This is a genomic window from Serratia grimesii (genome assembly GCF_900186025.1).
Classification (GTDB): Bacteria; Pseudomonadota; Gammaproteobacteria; order Enterobacterales; family Enterobacteriaceae; genus Serratia; species Serratia grimesii.
Genome location: NZ_LT883155.1, coordinates 1,490,066 through 1,516,276, shown reverse-complemented (window position 1 = coordinate 1,516,276; position 26,211 = coordinate 1,490,066). Strand labels below are relative to the sequence as shown.

Annotated in this window: 30 protein-coding genes; 14 read left to right on the top strand and 16 right to left on the bottom strand. The window is 54.8% G+C overall.

Features of this window, described 5'->3' with window-relative positions; translation table 11 throughout:
• Positions 1–20 precede the first annotated feature (20 nt).
• A complete protein-coding gene (locus tag SGBXF1_RS07110; RefSeq protein WP_037422612.1) occupies positions 21–851 on the top strand; it encodes a 5'-nucleotidase, lipoprotein e(P4) family in 831 nt (276 codons plus the stop codon).
• 64 nt (positions 852–915) lie between these two features.
• On the opposite strand, the gene SGBXF1_RS07105 is transcribed toward SGBXF1_RS07110, so the two are convergent.
• The 3 genes from SGBXF1_RS07105 to SGBXF1_RS07095 all read right to left on the bottom strand — a co-directional run bounded on the left by SGBXF1_RS07105 (position 916) and on the right by SGBXF1_RS07095 (position 3,604).
• On the bottom strand, positions 916–1,434 hold the full coding sequence (locus tag SGBXF1_RS07105) for a GNAT family N-acetyltransferase (protein WP_186428051.1): 519 nt from the start codon (positions 1,432–1,434) through the stop codon (positions 916–918).
• A 2-nt stretch (positions 1,435–1,436) separates the two neighbouring features.
• The gene (locus SGBXF1_RS07100; protein ID WP_186428050.1) at positions 1,437–2,006 is read right to left on the bottom strand and encodes a helix-turn-helix domain-containing protein; all 570 of its coding nucleotides are present in this window, start codon (positions 2,004–2,006) and stop codon (positions 1,437–1,439) included.
• 119 nt (positions 2,007–2,125) lie between these two features.
• A complete protein-coding gene (locus tag SGBXF1_RS07095) occupies positions 2,126–3,604 on the bottom strand; it encodes an MFS transporter (RefSeq protein ID WP_061807015.1) in 1,479 nt (492 codons plus the stop codon).
• A 104-nt stretch (positions 3,605–3,708) separates the two neighbouring features.
• Here SGBXF1_RS07095 and SGBXF1_RS07090 point away from each other — a divergent pair, with 104 nt between their 5' ends.
• The 3 genes from SGBXF1_RS07090 to SGBXF1_RS07080 all read left to right on the top strand — a co-directional run bounded on the left by SGBXF1_RS07090 (position 3,709) and on the right by SGBXF1_RS07080 (position 5,787).
• On the top strand, positions 3,709–4,362 hold the full coding sequence (locus SGBXF1_RS07090) for a helix-turn-helix transcriptional regulator (protein ID WP_037422621.1): 654 nt from the start codon (positions 3,709–3,711) through the stop codon (positions 4,360–4,362).
• 167 nt (positions 4,363–4,529) lie between these two features.
• On the top strand, positions 4,530–5,444 hold the full coding sequence (gene yedA / locus SGBXF1_RS07085; protein ID WP_037422624.1) for a drug/metabolite exporter YedA: 915 nt from the start codon (positions 4,530–4,532) through the stop codon (positions 5,442–5,444).
• Between the two features lie 166 nt (positions 5,445–5,610).
• On the top strand, positions 5,611–5,787 hold the full coding sequence (locus SGBXF1_RS07080) for a hypothetical protein (RefSeq protein ID WP_165392849.1): 177 nt from the start codon (positions 5,611–5,613) through the stop codon (positions 5,785–5,787).
• Here the strand turns inward: SGBXF1_RS07080 and SGBXF1_RS07075 are convergent.
• Positions 5,775–6,686, bottom strand: coding sequence for a LysR family transcriptional regulator (locus SGBXF1_RS07075; protein ID WP_186428049.1), 912 nt, complete (start codon positions 6,684–6,686; stop codon positions 5,775–5,777). The two genes, SGBXF1_RS07080 and SGBXF1_RS07075, sit on opposite strands and share 13 nt — an antisense overlap.
• Before the next feature lie 128 nt (positions 6,687–6,814).
• Between SGBXF1_RS07075 and SGBXF1_RS07070 the strand changes: the two genes are divergently transcribed.
• Positions 6,815–7,549, top strand: coding sequence for an SDR family oxidoreductase (locus SGBXF1_RS07070; RefSeq protein ID WP_037422627.1), 735 nt, complete (start codon positions 6,815–6,817; stop codon positions 7,547–7,549).
• Between the two features lie 2 nt (positions 7,550–7,551).
• Here the strand turns inward: SGBXF1_RS07070 and SGBXF1_RS07065 are convergent, their stop codons facing one another.
• The 6 genes from SGBXF1_RS07065 to SGBXF1_RS07040 are packed head-to-tail and all read right to left on the bottom strand — an operon-like array spanning position 7,552 to position 13,285.
• Positions 7,552–8,331 (bottom strand): phosphate/phosphite/phosphonate ABC transporter substrate-binding protein, encoded by a 780-nt coding sequence (locus SGBXF1_RS07065; protein WP_082797609.1) that lies wholly within the window; start codon positions 8,329–8,331, stop codon positions 7,552–7,554.
• 11 nt (positions 8,332–8,342) lie between these two features.
• Positions 8,343–9,119, bottom strand: a complete 777-nt coding sequence (locus SGBXF1_RS07060) for an ABC transporter permease (protein ID WP_238321010.1) — start codon at positions 9,117–9,119, stop codon at positions 8,343–8,345.
• Complete coding sequence (locus SGBXF1_RS07055) at positions 9,116–10,051, bottom strand: ABC transporter ATP-binding protein (protein ID WP_037422629.1); 936 nt, start codon at positions 10,049–10,051, stop codon at positions 9,116–9,118. Before SGBXF1_RS07055 ends, SGBXF1_RS07060 begins: the two co-directional genes overlap by 4 nt.
• Entirely contained in the window at positions 10,048–11,208 is a 1,161-nt protein-coding gene (locus SGBXF1_RS07050) for an ABC transporter permease (RefSeq protein ID WP_037422632.1), read from the bottom strand. The genes SGBXF1_RS07055 and SGBXF1_RS07050 overlap by 4 nt, the downstream gene beginning before the upstream one ends.
• Before the next feature lie 47 nt (positions 11,209–11,255).
• On the bottom strand, positions 11,256–12,188 hold the full coding sequence (osmF, locus tag SGBXF1_RS07045; protein ID WP_186428048.1) for a glycine betaine ABC transporter substrate-binding protein OsmF: 933 nt from the start codon (positions 12,186–12,188) through the stop codon (positions 11,256–11,258).
• Between the two features lie 29 nt (positions 12,189–12,217).
• On the bottom strand, positions 12,218–13,285 hold the full coding sequence (locus SGBXF1_RS07040; protein WP_037422637.1) for a fatty acid desaturase: 1,068 nt from the start codon (positions 13,283–13,285) through the stop codon (positions 12,218–12,220).
• Between the two features lie 210 nt (positions 13,286–13,495).
• On the opposite strand from SGBXF1_RS07040, the gene nudI reads away from it, so the two are divergent.
• On the top strand, positions 13,496–13,921 hold the full coding sequence (gene nudI, locus SGBXF1_RS07035) for a nucleoside triphosphatase NudI (RefSeq protein ID WP_186428047.1): 426 nt from the start codon (positions 13,496–13,498) through the stop codon (positions 13,919–13,921).
• A gap of 33 nt (positions 13,922–13,954) precedes the next feature.
• On the opposite strand, the gene SGBXF1_RS07030 is transcribed toward nudI, so the two are convergent.
• Both SGBXF1_RS07030 and SGBXF1_RS07025 read right to left on the bottom strand, forming a co-directional pair.
• A complete protein-coding gene (locus SGBXF1_RS07030) occupies positions 13,955–14,335 on the bottom strand; it encodes a cell envelope integrity TolA C-terminal domain-containing protein (RefSeq protein WP_037422643.1) in 381 nt (126 codons plus the stop codon).
• Between the two features lie 38 nt (positions 14,336–14,373).
• Positions 14,374–15,282, bottom strand: a complete 909-nt coding sequence (locus SGBXF1_RS07025; protein ID WP_037422646.1) for a LysR family transcriptional regulator — start codon at positions 15,280–15,282, stop codon at positions 14,374–14,376.
• 141 nt (positions 15,283–15,423) lie between these two features.
• Between SGBXF1_RS07025 and SGBXF1_RS07020 the strand changes: the two genes are divergently transcribed.
• Genes SGBXF1_RS07020 through SGBXF1_RS07010 form a run of 3 tightly spaced genes read left to right on the top strand, consistent with a single transcriptional unit; the run spans position 15,424 to position 18,552 of the window.
• A complete protein-coding gene (locus tag SGBXF1_RS07020; protein ID WP_186428046.1) occupies positions 15,424–16,068 on the top strand; it encodes a hydrolase in 645 nt (214 codons plus the stop codon).
• Positions 16,069–16,113: 45 nt separating this feature from the next.
• Entirely contained in the window at positions 16,114–16,659 is a 546-nt protein-coding gene (locus SGBXF1_RS07015; RefSeq protein ID WP_186428045.1) for an antibiotic biosynthesis monooxygenase, read from the top strand.
• A 21-nt stretch (positions 16,660–16,680) separates the two neighbouring features.
• The gene (locus SGBXF1_RS07010; protein ID WP_037422655.1) at positions 16,681–18,552 is read left to right on the top strand and encodes an amidohydrolase; all 1,872 of its coding nucleotides are present in this window, start codon (positions 16,681–16,683) and stop codon (positions 18,550–18,552) included.
• A gap of 104 nt (positions 18,553–18,656) precedes the next feature.
• Here SGBXF1_RS07010 and SGBXF1_RS07005 read toward each other — a convergent pair whose 3' ends face one another.
• The 3 genes from SGBXF1_RS07005 to SGBXF1_RS06995 all read right to left on the bottom strand — a co-directional run bounded on the left by SGBXF1_RS07005 (position 18,657) and on the right by SGBXF1_RS06995 (position 20,800).
• Positions 18,657–19,787 (bottom strand): Gfo/Idh/MocA family protein, encoded by a 1,131-nt coding sequence (locus tag SGBXF1_RS07005; RefSeq protein ID WP_186428044.1) that lies wholly within the window; start codon positions 19,785–19,787, stop codon positions 18,657–18,659.
• A gap of 224 nt (positions 19,788–20,011) precedes the next feature.
• A complete protein-coding gene (locus SGBXF1_RS07000) occupies positions 20,012–20,635 on the bottom strand; it encodes a glutathione S-transferase family protein (protein ID WP_037422658.1) in 624 nt (207 codons plus the stop codon).
• Positions 20,636–20,800: a DUF1127 domain-containing protein gene (locus tag SGBXF1_RS06995; RefSeq protein ID WP_227021849.1), complete on the bottom strand. Its 165-nt coding sequence runs from the start codon at positions 20,798–20,800 to the stop codon at positions 20,636–20,638. It abuts the gene before it with no gap.
• A gap of 198 nt (positions 20,801–20,998) precedes the next feature.
• Between SGBXF1_RS06995 and SGBXF1_RS06990 the strand changes: the two genes are divergently transcribed.
• The 5 genes from SGBXF1_RS06990 (at position 20,999) to SGBXF1_RS06970 (ending at position 25,700) form a co-directional block, all read left to right on the top strand.
• Positions 20,999–22,453, top strand: coding sequence for an aminotransferase-like domain-containing protein (locus tag SGBXF1_RS06990; RefSeq protein WP_037422664.1), 1,455 nt, complete (start codon positions 20,999–21,001; stop codon positions 22,451–22,453).
• Positions 22,454–22,536: 83 nt separating this feature from the next.
• Positions 22,537–23,421 (top strand): oxidoreductase, encoded by an 885-nt coding sequence (locus SGBXF1_RS06985; protein ID WP_186428043.1) that lies wholly within the window; start codon positions 22,537–22,539, stop codon positions 23,419–23,421.
• A 9-nt stretch (positions 23,422–23,430) separates the two neighbouring features.
• Positions 23,431–24,456: an AraC family transcriptional regulator gene (locus tag SGBXF1_RS06980; protein ID WP_186428042.1), complete on the top strand. Its 1,026-nt coding sequence runs from the start codon at positions 23,431–23,433 to the stop codon at positions 24,454–24,456.
• Positions 24,453–25,124, top strand: a complete 672-nt coding sequence (locus SGBXF1_RS06975) for a Rossmann-fold NAD(P)-binding domain-containing protein (protein WP_186428041.1) — start codon at positions 24,453–24,455, stop codon at positions 25,122–25,124. Before SGBXF1_RS06980 ends, SGBXF1_RS06975 begins: the two co-directional genes overlap by 4 nt.
• A gap of 75 nt (positions 25,125–25,199) precedes the next feature.
• Positions 25,200–25,700, top strand: a complete 501-nt coding sequence (locus tag SGBXF1_RS06970; protein WP_061806999.1) for a 2-thiouracil desulfurase family protein — start codon at positions 25,200–25,202, stop codon at positions 25,698–25,700.
• Here SGBXF1_RS06970 and SGBXF1_RS06965 read toward each other — a convergent pair.
• On the bottom strand, positions 25,697–26,125 hold the full coding sequence (locus SGBXF1_RS06965) for an NUDIX hydrolase (protein WP_130379727.1): 429 nt from the start codon (positions 26,123–26,125) through the stop codon (positions 25,697–25,699). The two genes, SGBXF1_RS06970 and SGBXF1_RS06965, sit on opposite strands and share 4 nt — an antisense overlap.
• Between the last annotated feature and the right edge of the window lie 86 nt (positions 26,126–26,211).

Below are 26,211 nucleotides of genomic sequence, written 5' to 3'. Positions count from 1 at the left end.
AAACAGAGAGCTATCCCTTTATGGCAGGAATAAATAGACAAAAGGTGACCCTTGGCGCAGCAATCGGTATTGCGCTACTGACCCTGGCCGGTTGTGCGCAACCACCGAAAACAGATCTGCAAGCCCAACAGCGCTTGGCGGATCAATCAGTGCTGGCACTGAACTGGTTCCAGCAGTCCGGGGAATATCAGGCATTGACGCATCAGGCTTTCAACAGCGCCCGGCTGGCGTTTGATCACGCCAAGGTCGCGCCTGGCAAGAAGAAAGCGGTGGTTGTGGATCTGGACGAAACCATGCTGGATAACAGCCCGTATTCTGGCTGGCAAGCACAGCAAGGCCAACCTTTTGCAGGCGCTACCTGGGCGAAATGGTCACAGGCAGAACAAGCCGGCGCAGTGCCGGGTGCCGTGCAATTTGCTCGGTACGTTAACAGCCATCAGGGCACCATGTTCTACGTTTCAAACCGCAAACAGTCTGAATACGCCGCCACAGTCGCCAATATGCAGAAACTGGGCTTTACCGGCATGTCGGAAAAAACCGTGCTGCTTAGCGGTGACACCTCCAACAAACAGCCACGTTTCGACGCCATCAAAAACGCAGGTTACGACATCGTGGTGTACGCCGGTGACAACCTGAACGATTTCGGTGCGGCGACCTACCACAAAGATAACGTACAGCGTCGGGCGTTTGTCAGCGATAACCAGAGCAAGTTTGGCACTGAGTTTATCGTGCTGCCGAACCCGTTGTACGGCGACTGGGAGAGCGGTATGGCGAAGGACTATAACAAACTGACGCCAGAGCAAAAACTGCTGATACGCCAACAGGCTATCAAGGCTTGGAACGGGCAGTAACCCCGTACATACTCAAGTCTTGTAGGGGGCGGATGCATCCACCCCCTACGGACGACGGGGAAAATTACAGCAACTTATACATATAACTGGTGGCATCCAGCGCACTACTCTGGCTGGCGCGGGCATATTGCGGAATGCTGCCTGCCAGTTGAAAACCCAATCGATGATACATGCCCTCCGCGGTGTCACCGGTCAAGGTATCCAGCACCAGCAAGTGCCGCTGAAGCTCAATCGCTTTTCGCTCCACCTGCAGCATCAGATTACGAGCGATACCTTGACGACGGGCATCCGGGTGCACCATCAGTTTTACCACTTCCGCACGGTGGCGGCCGTTGTCAGGCATATCCAGCAGCAACTGCACAGTACCGACAACGCGCCCGGCATCGCGGGCGACCAGCAACACCCTTTCTCCACGCTCAATCGCCGGTAACAGTCGATGCCAGAACGCTTGCGCCTGCTCAAGGCTGAACGGCATGATAAAACCAATGCTCGCGCCCTGAGAAACACTGGCTTGTAGCATCACCGCCAGTTCAGGAATCACGCTTTGTACTGCGTCGGCATTCAGTTGCTGTATTTCAATCATGGTTAAGGCCTGCTGATAACGAGGGTGTAATGGGCCGGCTCAGGGCCGGGGGCATGAAATTTTGAAGCGCCAAACAGCCGATAACGCAGGCAGTCGCCTGGTTTAAGCTGAAAAGTGCGCGCTTCCAGCGTCAGTTCGAGTTGGCCTTCCAGCAGCCACAAATGGTGCTCAAGTGCATGTACTGAGGGTCCGTCATAGGCAATCACTGCCCCGGCATCAAGCCGGCACTCGATAAATTCGGCCTTGTACAAAGCGGCGGGCGGGGATACTGAACGACGATGAAAACCGTTGGCCGAGTCAATCCACACCGTTTGCGCTTCGCGAGGCAGTAATTCCGGTGGTTCGCCCTCAACCTCACTGAGCAACCGCGACATAGTCAACCCATACGCCGAACACAGTTTATTCAGCAACGAGGCCGTCGGGCTGGTTTCAGCGCGCTCTACTCGCGACAGCGTAGCCCGGCTAATACCGGTTTGCTGTGCCAACTCCTCCAGTGACCAGCCCTGCTGTTGGCGTAAATCAGACAGCCGTTGTGCCAGCCGGAGATCGGCACTTTCCAATCCGTTATCCATTATTGCGTCTCTGATACAAAAAATCCCATATAAGAGAAATAATCTCAAATACGGGATTCGTCAATCAAATTTTCACGCGGTCGAACAAAACGCAAGAATCAGCAGACTATCAGCACTCCTTACGCACTATTACGTGGCATCGCCGGGCATTCCGTGGATGACGAGTCTGATTCCACATCATCCACTGCAACGGCTGGTGGTGCAATCGCCGCACAGCGCCAGGCGCTAAATACCGCCAGCAGCGGTGCCAAGGCGAACAGCAGGAACAACCAACGCGCCGCCGAGGCTGCCCCTGGCGCCCCGCCCGGCACATTCAGCCCCGCCAGGTTAGCAATCATCCCGGCCAGTGCCGCACCAAACGCCGTCGCAAACAGTTGCACTGTGGTGATCGATGCACCGGCAATGTCCTTATCGGCCTCAGGCGATACCTGCAAAATTCGCGTCAGCAGGTGCGGCCACCCAAACCCGATACCGAACCCTACCAGCGTCAAGGCAATCACAATTGGCGTCAACGCCACCCAATGGCCGCCAGATGGCGTCGGCATCAGCACTGCCAACGCCAGCAAGCCAACCAACACAAACAGCGGCCCGCTGATGATTGCACGCCGGATACCCGCACTGCGCCAACCGGAACTGAGGATCTCCGAAAGTGTCCAGCCAGCCGCCATCGTCGCGGCAATATAGCCGGAAATCAGTGGTGACTGGCCATGCAGCGTTTGCAGAAAATAAGGCACAAAGATTTCACTGGTCATGCCCACCACCAGCAAAGAGACGGTGATATACAACGAGGCTAACGGTGAGCCACGACGTAAAGCGCCCTGTGGCAGTAGACGAGCCTGGGAGTGCGTCTCACGTTGTATCAACCAGGCCATCATCAACACAGACAACGCAATACCGCCCAGATTAACCCACGCGCTATCCGCCAGACTACCCGCGGAAACCACCAGCACCGCAGTAGCCAATAGCAATAACTGGGCTACCGGCAACGGTGCCGCCTGTTGTTGCGGCTTGCCTTTCGGTAGGATCAGGAAGGTAAACCCGGCATACAACACCATGATCGGCAGTAGAATGCCAAAAGCCCAACGCCAGGCGTTCAATTCAGCGAAAATGCCCCCCACGGCCGGACCGACCAAAGTCGCGATCCCCCACATCGCTGAAATCAATGCCATTGCGCGCGGCCACAGCTTTTGCTCAAACACCAGATTGATCATGGCGTACGAAAGCGCGAAAATCAGCCCGCCACCGAAGCCCTGTACGGTTCGACCTATGAGCATTATCGGCATCGACGGCGCCAGTGCGCATAACATCGCCCCGACGATAAAGAACAGCGATGCCACCACATAGGCACTGCGTGCACCATAGCCACTGAGTAAACGTGCCGATAATGCCGACCCCAGAATCGATGCCACAACAAACAATGTGGTGTTCCAGGCATAAAGATTCAGACCACCAATATCCTGCACCACCGAGGGCAAAATGGTGGTGGCGACCAGAATATTGATTGCATGCAAGGCTACGCCGAGTGAGAGCGCGATCGCACTGGCACCATTTTTGCCGGAAAAGAGATCGGCCCAACGGCTATCATCATGGGTTATCACGGTTGTCGTCCTGTTTTCAGAGGAATGGCATTGAGTTAATAGTGATATTGCGTTAAATTTAACAAGAGTTAACTTGGAATAATGGTAGGGCGAGGCGGAGAAATATGTCAAGAATAAACTTGGAAAATGGCGGTAGTCCCGCACAATCGGTCAGTGACCGTTTGCTGACACTTCTAAAAACCCGCGGCCCACAGCAAGCGTCTGATGCAGGAAAAGTCCTTGGTACCACTGGCGAGGCAGCACGCCAGCAGTTCGTTAAACTGGCAAAAGATGGGTTGGTGGAAGCCGTGGCAGAAACGCGTGGCGTTGGCCGTCCGGTGCAACTTTGGCACCTTACTGCCGCAGGCAACGCGCGCTTTCCGGATACCCATTCCGAACTGACGGTACAACTGCTGCGTACCGTCCGAGATAAGCTGGGCGAACAAGCGATCGAGCTATTGATCGACACGCGGGAACAAGAAACACGCATTAACTACAAACAGGCGATGATCGGCGCGGCCGATTTGCAGGAACGCATTGAACGGCTGACCGCAATCCGATCTCGTGAGGGCTATATGGCCGAATGGCGCACACAGGAGGACGGTTCCTTTCTGCTGGTGGAAAACCATTGCCCTATTTGCGCTGCCGCCACAGTTTGCCAAGGGTTCTGTCGCGCAGAATTGAGCATTTTCACCGAGGTACTTCAGGCACAGGTTGAACGCTCCGAACACATTCTGGCTGGCGCACGACGCTGTGCCTATCGTATTTCATTGCTATAACTGACCCGCAAAATCAAGCAGCGTGCTGGCTGGTGTCATCAGGCGAATTATCCTGGATCCACCAGCCTACCATTCCGTTAAAAAGTCATGAAAAGCGTTGCTTATCCTCTGTCCGATCGGGTTTACTGAGCGCTCTAATAATAACTTTCCCTGCAGAATAAAAATCCATGCTGAGCCAAAATAGCCGTAACGTCCTGCCGTTAATCGGGGCGCTGTTCACGTTATATATTGTCTGGGGTTCGACCTACTTCGTGATTCGCCTTGGGGTAGAAAGCTGGCCGCCGTTGATGATGGCTGGCATTCGCTTTTTGGTCGCCGGCATTGTGCTATTTAGCTTTTTGGCGCTGCGTGGCCACGCGCTACCCACCCCAAAGCAATGGTTAGCGGCGGGAACCATCGGTATTTTGCTTCTGGCGGTAGGCAACGGTCTGGTGACTGTTGCAGAACATCAACACGTACCTTCCGGCATTGCCGCCGTGATGGTGGCAACCGTGCCCCTGTTCACGCTGTGCTTCAGCCTGTTTTGGGGCATGCGTAATACCAAACTGGAGTGGGCAGGTATCGGGTTAGGGCTTGTTGGGATCGTACTGTTGAATACCGGTAATAACCTGGTTGGTAACCCAACGGGTGCACTGTTGATCCTGTTGGCTTCCGCCAGTTGGGCCTTTGGATCGGTGCTAGGATCGCGTATTTCGTTGCCGGCAGGGCCGATGGCAGGAGCTGCTGAAATGCTGGTCGCTGGCGTGGTGCTGTTGATCGTTAGCCAACTGAGCGGCGAACACCTCACACAGATGCCGAGTGCCAAAGGCTTCTTCGCGCTAGGCTATCTGATTATCTTTGGTTCAATGCTGGCGATCAGCGCTTATATGTTTTTGCTGAAAAACGTGCGTCCGGCAGTCGCGACCAGTTATGCCTATGTCAATCCGGTAGTGGCAGTGCTACTCGGGATCGGTTTTGCCGGCGAATCCCTGGCACCACGTGAATGGATGGCGCTGGTCATTATCGTCGCAGCGGTGGTGTTGGTAACGCTGGGTAAATTCTTGTTTGTACGACCGACCAGCCGTATAAAAAACGTGGAATAAAATGTAGGGCGCCGCATGCCGCGCCCGCATTCATCGGGGCGAATATGTTCGCCCCCAACAATCACGGAAGCAGCGTGAAAGACGACGGGTATAAAAACGATTCTTGTTTCACTTGGCAAAGAGACTATAATTCCCGCTGTTCCGAGCAACCTGCGAAATCATCCCAATGCTGAAAAAATCGTTCATTATCGTTATCTTTCTGTGTGCCTTTGGCTCACTCGGCGGCGTATTCCTGGCTGGGCTGAATATGTACACCCGCTCCACCACGCCACAGGAAGAAGCTCCAGCGTCCAGTGAAGCTACTGTTACCGCTACGCCGGCAGACAGTATTCACACCAAGTAATCTGCCATCCAGCCCTGACAGCGCTGTTGTAAAAAACGCTGTAACAGCCTGACGCGCTCCGACACCTGTGAACGGTGCGGACAAACCAGGCTGATGGGCACTGCGTCACTTTGCCATTCCGGCAACACGGGGACTAACCGTCCGGCATGTATGTCTGCGACCACATCAATCGCCGACTTGCGGACAATACCGTGCCCTGCCAGCGCCCAACGCCGCGCAATCTCACCGTCATCCGTAAAATAACGTCCACTCAGAGCCACCTCAATCGACTCATCGCCTCGCCACAAACGCCATTGTGCCTGTCTGCGCCCACTGGGTTGATAAATCAGGATGCTGTGTTGAGTGAGTTCAGCGGGTGTCTGTGGCACACCATGCTGTTGCAGATAACTGGGGCTGGCACAAATCAGACGCCGGTGCTGCGGCAGAATCGGTAACGCCACCAGCGAAGAGTCCGCCAATTGACCAAAGCGCAGCGCAATATCCACCGGTTCGCGAAATAAATCAGCATGGCGATCGTTAATCAGTAATTGCAGTTGGATATGCGGATGTTGCTGCTTGAACTCATCAAGCCAGCCCAGCAGCAAGTTACGACCAAAATCCGAGGGAGCGGAAATTTGCAACACGCCAGAGAGCCCCTGATGTTTCTCGCGTATTGCCTGTTCTCCTTCTGCCAGCGCCCCCAGCGCCAGCCGGGCGCTGTCGAGGTACCGCTGCCCTTCTTCCGTCAGGCGCAGACTACGTGTAGATCGCACCAGCAGCCGGACGCTCAATCGCTGCTCCAACCTTTTTATCGCAATGCTGGCCGCCGCCGGCGTGATATCCAACGCACGTGCTGCTGCTGAAAAACTCCCGCCCTCCACGGTACGGACAAACACCTCAAGATCGATAAAGGAAGTCATGGATTATTCCTGTGCCGTACTGATTATTAAAATTATTTAACAAGTGTTTGCCATTTAGGCCAATTGCTCGCGAATTTTCAATAATGAATGATAGATAACACAGAAATTAACTGAAATTGAGGCACTTTATGACTTCCCCTTCTTCTTCTCTGAATCGACAAAAACTGGTGATACTGGGCGGCAATAGTGGCATAGGTGCGGCAGTGGCCTATGCCGCGCTCGCTCGCGGTGCCAGTGTCGTATTGGCCTCACGCCGTACCGGTAGCATGCAGCAATATCCATCGACAGACAAAAACGGCAACCTGCACATCATGCAGGCAGATGTAACCGATGAAAATTCGCTGCGTGCACTGTTCGCGGAAGTCGGTGAGTTTGATCATCTGGTCTTCACCGCCGGACCGATTGTGCAGGCCAAGCTATTGGCAGATATCGACTTTCGCGAGGCGCAAGCCAACTTCGATGTCAAAATGTGGGGTGCGCTTCGTACCGTTCAAGCCGCATTACCCACTCTGTCACCGCGAGGCTCTATCACCCTGACTTCCGGTCAACTCTCGCGTAAATACCTCAGCGGGCAGCTCATAAAAACCGGCATAAATGCAGCATTGGAAGCTATCGGTAAGCAATTGGCGAAAGAGTTGGCGCCACGGCGGGTGAACGTGGTCAGCCCAGGCATTACCGCCACAGAAGCCTACGATGCACTGAGTGCCGAGCAACGTCAGGCGATGTTTACCAAGGCAGGCTCAGGGTTACCCGTCGGGCGTGTCGGCCAGGCGGCAGACGTCGCAGCAGGCTATCTGTTGGCGATGGAGAACGGCTTTATCACCGGCAGCGTGATCGATATTGATGGCGGTGGGCTGCTGTAGGCTTACAGCACCGTCACTCCAAGCGCCGCGGCCTGTTGTTCCAGTTCCGTGATTTTTTGGTATGCCGAACGCGGTACCAAACTAAAATCACCGATCAACAGGTCGTCGCTTATCGCTTCGCCCACCATCGCCCTCGCCCCGGCGCGCAATATTTCCAACTGTGCCGCTGGCGTTTGCGCCGAGGTAATAAGCGGCAGCCCTGGCACGATGGCTGTTCGTCCAATAATTTTCAGCCCTGCCAACGCCTGTGGCTGCGCTCGTTTCAACAGTTCCAGGCTGACACAATCAACAGCGGCAATATCCGCCTGCCGCTCTTTGATCAATTTTATCGACTGGTAATGTGCACCGGACGCCACGGCGGCACGAAAGAATTTGCCTTCCTGCGCCAGTGGCGCAATCAGTGCCCGCAGACTGTTATGACCTGATTGAGAGTCGGTGCTGTTATAGGCTGCGATCCGACCACGAAAGTCTGCCAGACGCTCGCCGGGTTCATCATCCCGCACCACTAACCAACTGCTATAATTCGGTCCTTCACAGCCCTCAACACGGTAGTGGTAAGTCCCAATCAACTGAACCCGTTGAAGGCTGCTGACCAAGGGATAACCGCAAGTTTGGCTGAGCAATAAGTCATCCCGCTGCCAGTGCTGCGCCAAGTCTTGTGGCCAACTGAGCCGTTCGGGCGCTTGCGGCAACCCCAGTTGCAGCAATTTTCCGCGCAGCACGTGCCAGAAGGACTCAGACATTTGATGAGTGACACCGTACATCGGCAAGGATACCTGCATCATGTTTTCCCTTATTCCGCAGAAGTGGCCATGAGCGTCTGCTGACGCCAGGCGGTGAGATGGCGCACCCAGCGCTCAAACAGCATGTCGGTGATGATCGCCAATAGGGCTACGACCACGGCACCCTGGATCACATAGGCGGTATTAAAGCCGCTAAGGCCAATGATAATCGGTGAACCGAGCGTTTTAGTGCCGACGGTAGAGGCGATCGCAGCCGTACCAATATTAATGATTACCGAGGTGCGGATACCGGCAACAATCACCGGTGCTGCCAACGGCAGTTCGACGCGCCACAGGATTTGTCGGGGACTCATCCCCACCCCTTGCGCAATCTCGCGGGTGGCACTGGGCACCGACTCAATGCCCGCCAACGTGCCCTGTAATATTGGCAACAAACCGTACAGTACCAGCGCAATAATTGCCGGCTGTTCGCTAAACCCCATCACCGGTACCGCAACCGCCAACACCGCGACTGGCGGAAAAGTCTGCCCCACCGCCACCACAGTTTCCACCAGAGAACGGAACTCTTTACCGGCACGCCGCGTCACCCCAATCCCAGCCGCCACGCCAATTACGACCGCAATCAGGCTGGAAACAGCCACCAACAACAGATGCGCCCATACCAGTGAGATAAAACTGTCCTGCTGATACACCGGCCGATCCAGATCAGGAAACCAGGCGGCAAACAGACCATGCAAGTGATTCATGCCAAACACCAATGCCAGCAACAGGGCAAAGGTCCAGGGCAACGGATCGCGCAGCCAGCGCAGGGTTTGAGACGCACTCATGACAGCGCCTTTTGAGTAATCAGATCGCTGAAATGCAGCACGCCAAGCGCCTCACCTTGGTCGCCAATCACGGGTAAACATTCAGTGCTGCGAGCCACAAACACCGACAGCGCTTCACGCAGACTCATGGCGGCAGTGATAGGCTCCCCTTCGGCATGACCAGGGCGTACTCTCTCGGCCACGGTACCTAGCGACAGTAATTTGATACCACGATCGCTGCGGCCAAAGAAATCACGTACAAAATCGTTGACTGGTGCCGTCAATAGCGCGAGCGGTGTGCCCTGCTGCACGATGCGGCCCTGATCGAGCAACACGATACGGTCGGCCAGTGCCAGTGCTTCGTCAATGTCGTGCGTCACCAGCACAATGGTACGGCCGGAGAGATGATGAATACGTGCAATCTCCGCTTGTAGCGCCGCACGCGTCACTGGATCGAGTGCACCAAAAGGTTCGTCCATCAGCAACACTTCGGGATCAGCAGCCAATGCACGCGCCACCCCAACCCGCTGCTGCTGCCCACCGGAAAGCTGGTGCGGATAACGATGACGGAACAAATCCGGTTCCAGATGCAACAGCTCCAGCAATTCCGTCACCCGGTCGCGAATACGTGCCCGTGGCCATTTCAGCAGCTGTGGCACAGTGGCGATATTCTCCTCCACCGTCCAATGCGGAAACAGGCCGATCGACTGGATCGCATACCCCATCCGGCGGCGCAGATCCTGGGGTTTAAATTTCTGGATCTCTTCACCGGCAAAGTAAATTTTTCCCTGATCGTGTTCGATCAGCCGGTTGATCATTTTTAACGTTGTGGACTTGCCTGAGCCAGAGGTGCCGATCAATACGGTAAATTCACCCTTGGCAATCTGTAATGTCAGATCGTCCACCGCTGGCTTGCCCTGAAAAATCTTGCTGACCTGATTAAACTGAATCATCGGCGTGACACTTCCAAAATTGAAACCATAAACTTAAACAGTGAGTCGACGATAACCGCCATCACGATCACCGGAATGACCCCCAACAACACCAAATCCAGTGCGCTGCTGAGCAGGCCCTGGAAGACAATGGCGCCAAACCCTCCTGCGCCAATCAGTGCCGCCACAACTGCCATGCCGACGGTCTGTACTGCAAGAATGCGCACACCGGTCAGGAACAACGGCAACGCCAGCGGTAACTGTACGCGGAAGAAAACCTGACCACGTGTCATCCCCATGCCACTGGCGGATTCAATGACGCTGGCCGGTACACTTTGCAACCCCGCCACGACACTGCGTACCAACGGCAACAGGGCATACAGCACCAACGCAACAATGGCCGGAGCCATGCCAATGCCACTGACACCATGTTCTGCCAACCAGGGCAACGCCTTCGCTAAACCGGCCAAAGGCGCGATCAACAAGCCAAACAAGGCAATCGAGGGTACAGTCTGAATAATATTCAGCGTGGAGAATATCGGTGTCTGCCAACGTGCGGAACGAAAACACAGCACCCCGAGCGGTAGGCCAATCAACAGCGTCGGCACCAGCGTCGCCAACAGGATCGTCAGGTGCTGCAACAGCGCTGCGTCAAACACGTCCTGCCGGTTGTAGTACTCTTTCAACAGTGAAAGCTGATCCAACTGGTGGTTAAACAACAGCAACAGCGTCGGTAACATCACCATCAGATTGCCGAACATGCGCCACACGTGCGAAGCGGTAATGCGGGTCACTGCGTCGGCGGCTATCAGCAGACTCAGCGCCAGTATCAGCCAGCAACCGCTCCCCCAAGAGGTACGGGCTAGCCGGGAACCTTCCAACGCCAGTTGCTGCGCTGCATGGCCGCTTAGCCAAAAGGTGAGCGCCAGCAGCGCCGATGCCGACAATGCAGTCAGAAGCGCATTACGCCTCCGAGGGGCTAACAGACTGAGTATGGCCAACACCAGCATGGGCGCCAACAACCACAACGCGGGGCCATGTAGCAGGGAAATCAGGGAAATGCTCTTGCCTGATAACAGGCGATTAGGGGCATAACTGAGAAACGGCAGGCCAAATGCAGCCAGCAGCAACAGAATAAGCAATGTCAGTAATACGCGGTTTTTTACGGCAATAATCAAAGAAACTCTCCGGCTCCATGTTGGCCCCCAGCAGGGGGCCAGTGGTGTTACCCCTTCACTAACCCTTTCTCTTTCAGGTAAGCCGCCGCAACCTGTTTGGCGTCCTGACCTTCTACCGCAATCTGTGCATTGAGTTTTTGCAGTGTCGGGCCATCCAGTGAAGCGAATACCGGTTTCAGTAATTCAGCGATGTTGGGATGCTGTTTTAGCGTGGCTTCGCGAATAATCGGTGCTGGCGCGTAAATTGGCTGCACACCTTTTGGATCTTCCAACGTTTGTAATCCCAGCGCTGCCACCGGGCCATCGGTCCCGTAGGCCATCGCCGCGTTCACACCGGAAGTCTGTTCCGCTGCGGCCTTGATGGTCACCGCCGTGTCACCTCCAGCCAACGATAGCAACTGATCCTGATTCAGCTTAAAGCCGTAGGCGCCCTGGAATGCCGGCAAAGCATCTGGACGTTCAATAAACTCCGCCGACGCCGCCAGTTTGAATTTGCCACCACCGTTGATCCACTTGCCCAGATCGGCCAGCGTTTTCAGATGATTGGCGTCCGCCACGTCCCGACGGATCGCAATGGTCCAGGTATTATTTGCCGGTGCGGCATCCAACCAGACAATTTTGTTCTTGTCATAATCCAGCTTTTTCACTTTCTCAAAACCGGCCTGAGCATTTTTCCATGCAGGGTCTCTTTCATCAGAAAAGAAAAATGCGCCGTTGCCGGTGTATTCCGGGTAAACGTCAATTTCGCCGGAGGTGATCGCCCCACGCAGTACTTTGGTGGTGCCAAGCTGTAATTTATTGGTGGTTTTGATGCCGTTAGATTCCAGCACCTGTACGATAATGTTCCCGAGCAATGAGCCTTCGGTATCAATTTTAGAGCCAACGCGTACCGTATCGGCGGCTTGCGCCACACCGACGCTCGCGGCGAGTAAACTCAGCGCCAACGCAAAGACACGACCACGTGATGGGGTGATTGCCATACTTTTTCCTCTTGTTGTGTAGTGTCCGGCTATTTGGCCAGATCGATTGGAAAATCTTGAGAAGCGCGCGTCCATCGCACAATAAATGTCTCCGTCGACCAGACAGGGTTTTCGCCCTGGGTTTCCCTTGGCAGTTCGCCAACGCAAAACGGATGCACTTCAACGTCGATCGGGGTAAACGCGTATTCATTCACCCACTGACCATACCCCTGAACCACAAATCCTTGGCTACGCTGCTGGTATGCACTGCGCTCCGCCAAATACACCTGCCTTAAACCGTACCACGGTAAGCCAGGGAGATCATGATGAACTAAATGATAGTTCAGATTGAGAAACAGCAGCCGCCACGGCCAAGCCGCCTCATTAATAATAGAACGTGCCTGCGGTGCGTCCACGGCGCGGTGTTCAAAAAATGATCTCACCTTGGTCAGCGCCAGAGCCGGGTAGCTGATTGCCAACAGATAAAATACCGTACCAATGCCATGCTGTTGCAGCCAACCCAATACCGCCACCAGCAATAATAGATGCACCAGCCACATCACCAATGTGCGCATTTCACCGGCAGCGATCGTTTTTAACGCAGTGATTCCGGTTGCAGCAATGTCCAGTGCAGGGCCAAGCGCAATGCGCCCAAGCAACGTATTACGTACCTTAGCCAACAGCGGAAAAAACCGTGGATAATGCTGCCATTGCGCTTGGCTAAAGTAATAGCTTTCAGGATCTTCATGCGGATCGGTGAGGTGTTCATTGCGGTGATGCTGAATATGCGAATCACGATAGAGACCGTAGGGATACCATACCGCCAGTGGCAACAAACCGAAGAGTTGATTGAACCGCGGCCAGCGCGTCGGATGGCCGTGAATAAGTTCATGCTGTAACGACATATACCAGGTCGTTAGCAAAATCAGTAACGGCGTGCCAAGCCATGGTCCCAATGTCTGCCAGTATTGCACTACGCCAAACCAACCACCGTAAACCACCGCCATAATGCCCCAGGTTGGCAGCTCCAACCGCCAAGACCAGCGCTGATTAAGCTGTTGGATCCAATCGCGCTGGGCGGGATGCAGATAGTGGCTATGACGTTTATCTGAAGACATGCATGGGCTCGCTGTATGAGGTTTTGCTCAGTATCAGCGAGCCGCCTGGACGCTCAAAATAACGAAAGCGGCAAAGCAAAGTGAAAAATCAGCGCATAATGCCGCATTCAATACAATTTCATGATCCCACAGGCATTGCTGAGAGAATCATGGCTCAACGAAAGCCGCTATCTGATAAGTTAATAAAAAATTGTGACATCAGGAGGTTACATGCGTCAGCGGATCATTGTCTGCCCAATTATTGAAAACAATGGTGAGTATTTACTGTGTAAAATGGCCAACGATCGTGGCGTTTTCCCCGGTCAGTGGGCACTGTCCGGTGGCGGTATGGAGCCAGGAGAGACAATTGAGGATGCCCTCCGTCGAGAGATCAGAGAAGAACTGGGAGAAGCACTGCATATCACCCAGATTACCCCCTGGACTTTCAGGGATGACGTCCGTACCAAGACCTACTCTGATGGCACGACAGAGGAAATCTACATGCTGTATCTGATTTTCGACTGTGTGAGTGCCAACCGGCAGATTAGCTTTAATGAAGAGTTTCAGGAAATCGCCTGGGTCAGCCCGGAGAAGATACCTGCGCTCGACCTCAATGAAGCCACGCGTATCACGTTTGCACAGAAAGGCATTCTATAACCCGCCTTGGCAGCGCGTACTTTGCTTGCCGTATCAGGGCATGAAATCCAGTACCACGCGGTTGAAAAGTGCATACTCGGTCTCATTGGCCATTTTCGGCAATTTGGCGCGTTGCACAGCCTGACTTGCCGCCGCGCAAAGCGCTTCGTCGCCCCTCAATACCTTAAAATCTTTCAGTGAGCCATCCGGCAACAGATGGAGACTGATCGAACAGGTCTGGGATTTATATTTGCCGGGTAACTGCATTTCCTGTGTGACGGCAACACGCATTCTTTCCGGATAACTGCTGCGCGGCGAGGATGCCGATGAAGTTTCAACCGTCTGCGTTGCCAGCCCGGCCCCCGCAGTGCGGGTGCCCTGATCTGCGCCACAGCCCGTCAGCAACACCGCCAATAGCCACATCCTTGTTTTCATCTGTCTGCATCCTTGTCCGATCACCCAAAGGTGAATAATCAGTTTTCCGGGTATATGCTCCCAGCGTCGGCATACTGCTGTAACCGTTCACGCCACCATTTTACCGCCAGACCGGTTGCGCTCTCTCGCCAACCAAAATAGGCAACATCGCTGCAGTGTTCAGATTCGACGCTTTTCGCCACCAACTCACCGCTTTTCAGGTAGGGTTCCGCCAGATAACGCGGTAGATAACCGCAGCCCAGGCCGCTAAGCTGCGCCCGCAATTTGGCATCGAAACCAAAGACCGTCAGCTGATCTTGCTCCTCAAGAATGTTCAAATTCTGCGGCGTATTCACGCGCGAGGTATCACGCACCACAACGGCTCTGTGCTGACGGATTTCAGCCTTCGGTAAAGGCTCCGGCAACAACGCTAATGGGTGCTGTGGCGCCACCGCAAAAACGTAGTCCAACCGTCCCCACTGACTAAAAGCATAGCCTACACGTGACGGGGGTTCACAAATCGCGCCAACAATAATATCTGCGCACCCATAAACCAACGACTCCCAGGACCCCGCCAGCACTTCCTGACTAAAGCGCAGGCGCGTATGGTGATGCTGCTGATAAAACTCCTCAATCAGCGGCAACAAGCGCTCAAATGGAAAAGAAGCATCGATACCGAGCGTAATTTCACTTTCCCAGCCATTTTCCACATAACGTGCCTGTTGCTCCAAATCTTGTGCCGCGCGCAACAACACCCGTCCCTTTTCCAGCATCAGTTTGCCGGTATCAGTAAACTTTGCCCGATGGCCAGAACGATCAAGCAGGGTGATATCAAGATCATTCTCCAGTTTCTGTACCATATAGCTCAATGCCGACGGCGTTTTGAACAGCACTGCGGCCGCTGCCGCAAAGGAACCATGCCGGTCAAGTGCATCCAAAATCAGTAACGCTTCCAGGTTTAATCGCACCGCTTCCCTCCGTGTATAAAAAAACTCAACAAGACGGCAAAAATTCTGCGCTATCTTTGAAATCAGCCCCTGCCTACCATGCGGTTCATCGGCGTTGTATTCATCCTCTGTTAAACCGCAGTATCACTGGGAAGGTAAATCATGTCTAAATTTCAACTACTTGATAAAGACAATTCCGCTCTAATTTTCATTGACCATCAGCCACAAATGGCTTTTGGCGTGGCTAATATTGATCGTCAGCAACTGAAAAACAACGTGGTTGGTTTAGCCAAAGCCGGCAAGATTTTTAATGTTCCCACCCTTTTTACCTCTGTTGAAACCGAAAGTTTCAGTGGCTACATCTGGCCTGAGCTTTTAGCGGTACATCCTGAAATCACCCCGATCGAACGTACCTCCATGAACTCTTGGGAAGATGCAGCTTTCGTGAAAACCGTAGAGGCCACCGGCCGTAAAAAGCTGGTTATTTCTGCGCTCTGGACCGAGGTATGCCTGACTTTCCCGGCGCTGATGGCACTCGAAGCCGGTTATGAGGTGTATGTCGTCACCGACACGTCGGGCGGGACATCCGTTGATGCGCATGAGCGTTCGATTGATCGCATGGTACAGGCCGGTGCTATCCCGGTAACCTGGCAGCAAGTGCTGTTGGAGTATCAACGTGACTGGGCGCGCAAAGAGACTTACGACGCTGTAATGGCACTGGTACGCGAACACAGCGGCGCCTACGGCATGGGCGTCGACTACGCTTACACCATGGTGCATCACGCTCCGGCGCGCGTGGCGAAATAAACCCTCATCCCGGCCGTGCGCCGGGATTTTCTGGAGTTGGTTGTTATGGCTCACCCGCAGCATGTCACGTTAGTCATCACTCATCGTCTGGCGCCAGGGCAAGAACAGGCCTACGAGGCATGGCTGAAACGCATTATGCCGGAGGCCGCCGCCTTCACCGGCCATCTTGGTGTCAATGTGATCCGCCCCACCGGTAGCGAACAGGCCTATACCGTCTTGGTCCGTTTTGACAACCTCGACAATTTATCGCTGTGGATTAACTCACCGCTGCGCAAACGCTATATCGAGGAAGTTTCGCCGCTGCTGTTGGAGAACGACCACATCGAAATTCGGCCAGGGGCAGAATTTTGGTTTACACCGCCGAGCGCTAACACACGCCAACCGGCCAAATGGAAGCAATTTTTAATCACTCTGCTGGTGATCTTCCCGTCCACCAATCTGGTGCCTTGGTTTTGGGGCAAACTGCTGCCCCAGTTGAATGGCACGCTGACCGGCCACTTTCTCAATGACGCCACGGTAGTCGCCCTGGTTGTTTTCCTCTGGATGCCGATCGTAACTCGCGTATTTCATCAATGGCTCACCCGTCGTTAGGCGGCTTGCCCGGAGAACGTTATGAATAACAGTGCTTCCCTGATTATCACCAACGGTAAATTCCACACTGTCGACCGTGAGGCGCCTACCGCCCACGCGGTGGCTATCCGCGACGGTAAATTCCTCGCCGTCGGCAGTGAAAATGAGGTCATGCAGCATGCAGGGCCAGAGACACAAGTGATTGACCTGCACGGCCATACGGCGGTGCCCGGCCTCAACGACTCACACTTGCACCTGATTCGCGGCGGCCTTAACTATAATCTGGAGCTGCGTTGGGAAGGCGTGCCTTCGCTGGCTGATGCACTGCGCATGCTGAAAGAACAAGCGCTGCGTACCCCCAGCCCACAGTGGGTACGTGTGGTCGGTGGTTGGACTGAGTTCCAGTTCGCTGAGCGCCGCATGCCAACACTGGACGAGATCAATCAGGCTGCGCCGGACACGCCAGTATTTATCTTGCACCTGTATGACCGTGCCCTGCTTAACCGTGCCGCCTTGAAAGTGGTTGGCTACACCAAGGACACCCCGAATCCGCCGGGCGGCGAGATTCAGCGCGACAGTAACGGCAACCCAACCGGCATGCTGATTGCCAAGCCCAATGCGATGATTCTGTACGCAACCTTGGCGAAAGGGCCGAAACTGCCGTTGGAGCAACAGGTCAACTCAACCCGCCAGTTTATGCGCGAACTGAATCGGCTTGGCTTGACCAGCGCCATTGACGCTGGCGGTGGCTTCCAGAACTACCCTGATGACTATCAGGTGATCGCCGAACTGCATGAGAAGAAACAGTTAACCATCCGTATTGCTTATAACCTGTTCACCCAACGACCAAAGCAGGAGTTGGAAGACTTTGAGCTGTGGACCGACATGCTGAAACCGGGCCAGGGCACTGACTTTTACCGCCATAACGGTGCCGGCGAGATGCTGGTATTCTCCGCTGCCGACTTCGAGGACTTCTTGCAGCCACGCCCTGATCTGCCAGCTGGCACCGAGGATGAGCTGGAACGTGTAGTGCGACACCTGGCTGAACACCGCTGGCCGTTCCGCCTGCATGCCACGTATGACGAATCCATTAGCCGCATGCTGGATGTGTTCGAAAAAGTGAACCGCGATATTCCATTCAACGGCCTGCACTGGTTCTTCGATCATGCGGAAACCATTTCTGATCGCAACATTGAGCGGGTAAAAGCGCTGGGTGGTGGTATCGCGGTGCAGCATCGTATGGCATTCCAGGGGGAGTATTTTGCCGAACGCTACGGCAAAGAGGCGACCAAACAGACGCCGCCAGTGGCGAAAATGCTGGCGGCCGAGCTACCGGTTGGGCTGGGCACCGACGCCACCCGCGTAGCCAGCTATAACCCTTGGACCGCACTGTACTGGCTGGTATCTGGCCGCACTGTCGGCGGTATGGCGATGTACGACGATAACGCACGACTGGATCGTGAAACGGCACTCATGCTGTGGACCCAAGGCAGCGCCTGGTTCTCTACCGAACAGGGTAAAAAAGGCCAGATTAAGGTTGGGCAATTGGCGGACTTGGCCGTGCTGTCACAAGACTACTTCAGCGTGCCGGAAGAACTCATCAAAGGGATTGAGTCGGTAATGACCGTGGTAGACGGCAAAGTGGTTTATGCCGCCGGGAGCTTCTCCCCGTTAGCACCGCCGGCAATACCCGTGTTACCGGACTGGTCACCGGTGACTCAGGTACCAGGGCATTATCGTTCTGCGCCACCGTCCGCGACAACCCGAGTCGGCGTGTTGAACCAGACGCATCAATGCTGTGGCCCATGCGGCGTGCACTCGCATCAGCATGACGTGGCTCGCCGTTCCAGCATTCCCATTTCAGACGAAAATGCCTTCTGGGGTGCGCTGGGTTGCTCGTGCTTTGCTTTTTAAGTCAGCAAGCTAGCAACTTAATAGCTTATTAAGTTGCTAGCTAATTAACAAAGTAACCTCATAAACTCTGACGCTCTTAACTTGAGAGCGTCAGAGCCCAGCAATCAGTCGCGGTTGATGTCCAGCCAGCGACGCTGTTCAGCGGAAGCGGCTATCGCATCTAACACGCAGGAGACTTTCCACCCCTCTTCAAAGTCTGGCCACATAGGATCGCCCGCGGCAATACCATTCACCAAATCACGGATCTCGACCGTTTTTTGATCGTTAAAGCCGATGCCGTGTCCGGCGCTAATGCAGAAGGCGGCATAATCCGGGTGCTTAGGCCCCACCAGTAATGTTTTAAACCCCTGGCGCTCCGCAGGTTCATCGTGACGATATAGCTTCAATTCAGCCATTCGTTCCTGAGTGTAACTCAGTGTCCCTTTGGTACCGGTAACCACATAGGTTAGCCCCATCTTACGTCCGCAGGCTATGCGCGAGGTTTCGATCGTGCCCATCGCACCGCTGGCAAAACGCACCAATGCACTGGCCTGATCCTCGTTTTCCACTGGGTGCATTAGCGCAGGGTTTTTCGCATCAGGACGCTGCTTGATAATAGTCTGCATATCACCGGAAACTGCCACGATGTCGCCCACCAGATAATGCGCCATATTAACGATGTGCGCCGCCAAATCCCCCAGCGCACCCAACCCGGCAGTGGCCTTGCGGCAGTGCCAGTCGATCGGCGTACGTGGATCGGCCAGATAATCTTCGTTATGGGTGCCATAAAAATGCACCACGTCGCCGATTTCACCGCTGGCAATAATTTCTCGTGCCAATTGGCTGGTCGGGTTCTTCATGTAGTTAAAGCCCACCAACGTTTTTACGCCTTTGGCACGGGCAGCTTGCACCATTTCGGCGGCATCAGCGGCATCCAGTGCCAATGGTTTTTCAGAATAGACGTGCTTGCCATGGCGGATAGCCTCCAGCGCCATCTCTTTGTGCAGGAAGTTAGGGGCGCAAATATCCACCACATCAATCGACGGATCCGCCACCAGCTGTCGCCAGTCGCCGGTCGAGCGTGAGAAACCAAATTCCGCAGCGCGCTGCTGTGCCAATTCTGGTGTGACCTCAGCCAGCATTTCCAGCACCAGTTCGCCTTTCAGTGGAAATACCGTCGCCGCCTGCGCATAAGCAATAGCGTGGCAGCGCCCAATATAGCCGGTGCCAATTAACCCAACGCGTACCTGTTTCATCACCCTCTCCCATGATCCATAGCCATAACATGACGGCGCACACAATGAAATACACCATCTGATACGTGTTTATATGGAATATAAATTTCAATAACAAGCGAGAGGTAAAATAAAAATGATAATCGTGATGTCGTTCATAAAACACTGTAGGCTTGAATGAAACAACGAAAAACCGGGCAAGCACAAACTAACCCGGCTTATCAAAATGAACTTTTCATTCCATATTAGGGCAATCCGTTGGCGCCGTGCAGCAAAAAACCAGGCCGCTGCTGTAAACGTTGAAAATAGTGGTTCAACGCGGGGTAGCTCGGCCGTGAAAACGGCGTCATCAACCAACGGTTCAAAGACAGCCCCAACACAATGTCCGCCAAGGTGAAAACGTCTCCGGCTGCATAAAGGCGACCGTGCGACAGGTGTTGCTCCAGCAGACCCATTAGCCGGTTCCACTCTCGCTCGGCAGCGGCAAGGTGACCGACATCCTGATACGCAGGATCTTGGCGCACCCGCGACATAAACACATAACGCCACGCATTGTTGAGATCCGTAGCCTGCCAATCCATCCACATTTCTACTGCCGCACGTGCGCCAGGTGCCGCTGGCAGCAAATCCTGACGCCCTTCTCGCCCCACCAGGTAACGGCAAACCGTGTTGGATTCCCACAGCACCTGCTCACCGTCGACCAGCACGGGCACCAACCCATTAGGGTTCAGTGCAAGAAACTCAGGTTCCTGAGTAGAACGGAACCCACTTCCCCACTCTTCCCGGATTAAAGGTAACGCCAGTTCATGACAGGTCCATAGCACCTTACGAACGTTAATCGATGAGGCCTTGCCTAGCAGTTTCAGCACCTAACGCCGCCAAAAAGGCTTACAGCCTTCTCGCCATGCTGCGGCACGAGTCAGGCCGATATCCGCTAACTGTACGTCGTCCAACAGCAATAACGCCTGGCGTGTACGATAGCGTTGCAGATACAGACGCCAGCGGGAAAAAGGTGGTTGGGAGTGGGTTGGCATAGTGTCGACAGACAAGCTCGTCATCATATTCTCCTTCGTGTTTGCTCTGGAGTCATGATGCTGGGCGTGGAGAAAACAATACAGATTCAAGCCCGCGGTATTTTTTCCATACAAAAGCTGTCTCTGTCTGTCTGAATGGTCTAATTTAACTTCATCTGTACCGGTTTTTTCTCATCCACTCTCATTTTAGGCATCTGTATGACACGCTACGCCACACTGGCCGCGATCCTCAGCCAACGCATTGAACAGGGCCTTTATCCGACGGGAGATCGCTTGCCCTCGGTCCGCACACTGAGCCAGGAACACGGCGTCAGCATCAGTACAGTGCAACAGGCCTATCGCCTGTTGGAAGAGAGTCAACTGGTGGAGGCGCGGCCGAAGTCGGGTTATTTTGTACGCGGGCGTCGCACATTAGCCGAACTGCCCGCCGTCACTCGTCCGGTGCAGCGTCCCGTGGATATTTCGCAATGGGAACAGGTGCTGGAACTGATCCGTCATAAGCCACGTGAAGATCTCATACAACTCGGACGCGGCATGCCGGATATCAGTGAACCGACGCTGAAACCCTTGATAAAAGCCCTGGGGCACATGGGCCGTCACGGTGATCTGCGCAGCCTACTCTACGACAGTATTCAGGGTGTGCTGGGATTACGCGAACAAATTGCCCGTCTGCTGCTGGATTCCGGCTGTCAGATCAGCCCCGATCAGTTGGTAATAACCACCGGTTGCCACGAAGCTCTCTCCACCGGTTTACGCGCCGTGTGCCAGCCAGGGGAGATTGTGGCAGTTGATTCCCCCTGCTTCCATGGCACCATGCAAACGCTGAAAGGGTTGGGCATGAAGGCGCTGGAAATCCCCACCGATCCACTGACGGGCATCAGTCTGGAGGCGTTGGAACTAGCGTTGGAACAGTGGCCAGTCAAAGCCATTCTATTAACACCGAACTGCAATAACCCGTTGGGTTACATCATGCCGGAGGCACGTAAGCAGCGTTTACTGTCGCTGGCGCAGCGTTATGATGTGACGATTATTGAAGATGACGTGTACGGCGACCTCGCCTATCAGTACCCACGCCCTCCCAGCCTAAAGTCCTTCGATGAAGACGATCGGGTGCTGCTGTGCAGCTCGTTCTCAAAAACCCTGGCACCGGGTCTGCGCATCGGTTGGATTGCTCCCGGACGTTATCTGGAGCGCGTACTGCACCTGAAATACATTGGCACCGGCTCCACCGCCACTCAGCCCCAATTGGCGATTGCCGACTTTATCCGTCATGGACACTACTTGCAGCACATGCGGCGTATGCGCGTACGTTATCAGCAAAACCGCGACGTCATGACCGCTTGGATTATGACGTATTTCCCACCCGGAACCCGCGTCAGCCAGCCGCGCGGTGGCTTTATGTTGTGGATCGAACTGGATGAAGACTTTGATACCCTGCGTCTGAACCGTTATCTGGAGCAGCAGGGCGTGCAGATCGCCGTCGGCAGTATTTTTTCTGCCTCTGGCAAATACCGCAACTGTCTGCGTATCAATTACGCGCCCAAACTGACGGCAGAGATTGAACACGCCGTACAACGGGTAGGTGCCACCATCCAAAAACTGATGCTGGCAACTTCTCCAGTGCTTGAAAGCACATTGGCGCGATCGGATTAAACTATGTCGCCATCGGATTATCGTCGCGTTATTTAACCTTCTAAAGTGAAACCTCACCCCACAAGCAGGTAAGGAAGGTTGTTATGTCTCAGTCTCAGGTATGGCTCATTACCGGCAGTTCACGCGGTCTGGGGCAGCAACTGGCCCAAGCGGTACTGGCCGCAGGACATCGTCTGATCGCCACTGCACGCCAGCCGCAGCAACTGCAACCACTGGTGGATCGCTACGGCGAACAGGTGGTTACTGTCGCTCTGGACGTGACCGATGCAGCAGCGGCAAAACGTGCAGTACACATCGCTGTGGAACGTTTCGGGCGGCTCGATGTGCTGGTCAACAATGCAGGTTATGGCAATATTGCCCCCGTTGAGGAAGCTGACGACGCCGATTTTCGCGCTCAGGTCGACACCAATTTCTACGGTGTATTCAACGTTACCCGTGCTGCCCTACCGGTACTGCGCCAGCAAGGTAGCGGTCATATCATTCAGATTTCCACCATCGGTGCACGCCTCGGTATGCCGGGACTCAGCGCCTACCATACCGCCAAGTGGGCTGTTGAAGGCTTTTCCGAATCCCTGGCCAAAGAGATTGCGCCATTTGGTGTAAAGGTAACGATGGTGGAACCCGGTGGTTTTCGCACCGATTGGGCTGGTTCGTCGATGAGCATCGCGCCAATCGGTACCGCTTACCAACCGCTCTTTACCCCAATGCTGGAGTACCTGCAGCAACATAATGGTCATCAACCCGGCGATCCAGCCAAGGCCGCGCAAGTCATTTTGCAACTGGCGTCGATGAAGGAACCGCCGCTGCGCCTGCTACTGGGCAGTGACGCGGTCTATTTGGCCCAACAGGTAGTCACGGCACGAATGGAGGAGGACGCCGCCTTCCGTTCACTCAGCCTGAGCACCGATCGGGACGATACCCTGCCGAACCACGACGCCCTTACGGCTCTGGTGGCGGGTAAAGCATAAGGAGTAATAATGAGCAGCGATCAGATCCCCCTTTCCAGCGTGCTATCCGCCCGTCTGGCGGTTCTTGGCGTCGATATTGAAAGGGTCTGCCAACTGGCTCGCCTGCCAGTGGGGCTGCTCAACGAGCGGCGTGACAAGGTTAAGCTGTCCACCCGACAGTTCTTTGACATTTGGCGCGCCCTCGCTCAGTTGGCTGATGACGACACATTCGGCCTGCGCCTTGGCGGTGATGTGGCCCCGGAGCATTATGATATTGCTTCGGCCGCCGCACTGCACTCCGCCACACTGGGAGAAGCATTACAAAAGATCGCCCGTTACAAGCGGCTGCTGTGCCCGGAAGAACTGACGTTGACGGAGGATGGCGACAGTGTACGCATGCACACCCGTTGGATCATGGCCGAAGGCCATGCGCCGGAGCTGTTAATTGACGCCATCTTTGCCTCAATCATCACCCTATGCCGCCGTGGTACCGGCCTGCTGATACGCCCGCGCTCCATTGAGCTGACACGGCGACACAACCCAGCTTCGCCGCTGCCGCGTTACTTCAGCTGCCCAATCCACTTCGACGCCCCGTTGGATGTATTGGTGTTCGATCGTGCACTGATGCAGCAGCCGTTCATCACGTATAACCAGGACATGCTGGCGACATTGCTGCCTGGACTAGAGGCAGAATTGAGCCAGGCACTGCAAGCGCACGATTTGCCGACCCAAGTGATGGCGATACTCGGCCGCAGCATGCGTGGCCAGCGCCCCAGCGTCAACAGTGTCGCGGCGGAGCTGTATGTCAGCCCGCGCACGCTGCAACGCCGCTTACAGCAGCAGGGTTACAGCTACCAACAGCTGCTGGACAAAACCCGCCATCGTACTGCCTGCCAACTGCTGGCGGAGACCGATTTGGAACCCGGGGAAATCGCCTTTGTGCTGGGGTTTGAAGAATTAAATTCATTCAGCCGTGCCTTTATGCAGTGGGAAGAACAAACACCCAACCGCTGGCGCACCCAACGGGTTGCCGGCGCCAAAGAGAACAGACAATGAGAGTGATAATATTCGGCGCCAGTGGCATGGTCGGCCAGGGCGCGTTACGTGAATGTCTGCGCGATCCGCAGGTGAGTGAGGTACTCAGTATCGGCCGCAGCGCATTGGCACAACAGCATGCAAAATTAAGACAACTAACGCTGCCTGAACTGAGCGATTTATCCACCATCGAGGCGCAGCTTGTGGGGTATGACGCCTGCTTTTTCTGCCTTGGCGTATCCTCAACCGGCATGAGCGAAGCGCGCTATCGCACCTTGACCTACGATCTGACACTGGCTACAGCGCGTCCGTTAGCGCAGTTGAACCCGACGATGACCTTTATCTATGTCTCTGGTGTGGGTACCGACAGCAGTGAACAAGGGCGCAGTATGTGGGCCAGGGTCAAAGGCGCAACCGAGAATGCCTTATTGGCATTGCCATTTCACGCGGTGATGTTTCGCCCTGGCGCTATCGTACCGCTGCACGGCATCCGCTCAAGAACCCGTGCTTATGATCTGTTATATCGGGTATTTAAACCATTGTGGTTTGTCGCCCTTCGGTTGTTCCCCAATCAGGTCACTACCACTGAACGCGTCGGGCTGGCCATGCTGGCAGTGGCACGTGGTGAAAAGACGTTACGCGTCGTTGAACCCGCAGAGATTAACCGTCTGGCCCTGCCATCGGAGTGATGATTCTGTTATGTTAAAGCCGCGCGCGTAGGCCACCAGTGCCACGCTTTCGCCCCTGTGACAGAGACTGATCTCATGCCGTCAAAGATTTTATTCAGCGCCTGCCTGGCCGGTTTTAAAGTTCGCTACAACGGTTCAGATAAACCGTTACTCAACGCCACGTTGCAGCGCTGGCAACACGAAGGACGTTTGGTAGTTTGCTGCCCAGAGCTGGCCGCCGGCTTTTCGACGCCACGCCCCTCGGCAGAAATTACGGTGGCAGCCGAAGGTGCCACGGTGTTGGCTCAGCAGGCTCGGGTCATCGAGGTCAGTGGCGACGACGTCACCCACAGCTATCTGCTTGGTGCGCATCTGGCGTTGGAAACGGCGCGGCGACACGGCTGTCGTTTTGCCCTACTCACCGACGGCAGCCCATCCTGCGGCAGCCAGTTTATTTACGACGGTTCTTTCAGCGGTCAGACCAAACCCGGTAGCGGCGTCACCGCCGAGCTTCTACGCCAAAATGGCATTGAAGTGTTTTCCGATCGGCAGCTCGACGCATTGATCGCCCGCGTTGAGGCAGTGGAACACGCTTAACGCCGAAGATGCCAGGCTAATCGTTGCTGCAAGTGCGAAATGCCTTGCGGGTGATGAATGAAGGTGTCGATACACATCATCTGCCAACGTTGCCCTTCATCGCCAAAGCGAATGGCGGCAATCTCTTCTGGTGTGATTTCGCCCAACATAAACCAGGTCGGCGGATAGCCGGCCAAAATTCCGTCGTAATACTGCTGACAGCTCACCTGCTGCGCATCAATCTGTAAGCCAAATTCCTCCTGAGTTTCCCGTTGCACACATTGCAATGGCGTTTCATCGCCTTCGCGTCCGCCACCGGGCAAATCCCAGCATCCAGGCCAGGGAATATTCGCGTTGTCATCACGTTGGTAAGTCAGCAATTTATCACCGCATAGCAGCGCGATTTTGGCTCCGCCAAAATGTTGATGTTCCGTAGTCTGCGACATTATTTTCCCTTCTGTCTGGATAAGCCTCAGCACGATCTTACGCCCCTGGGTCCGTGGTGAATCAAAGGCAAAACAACGATTAATGA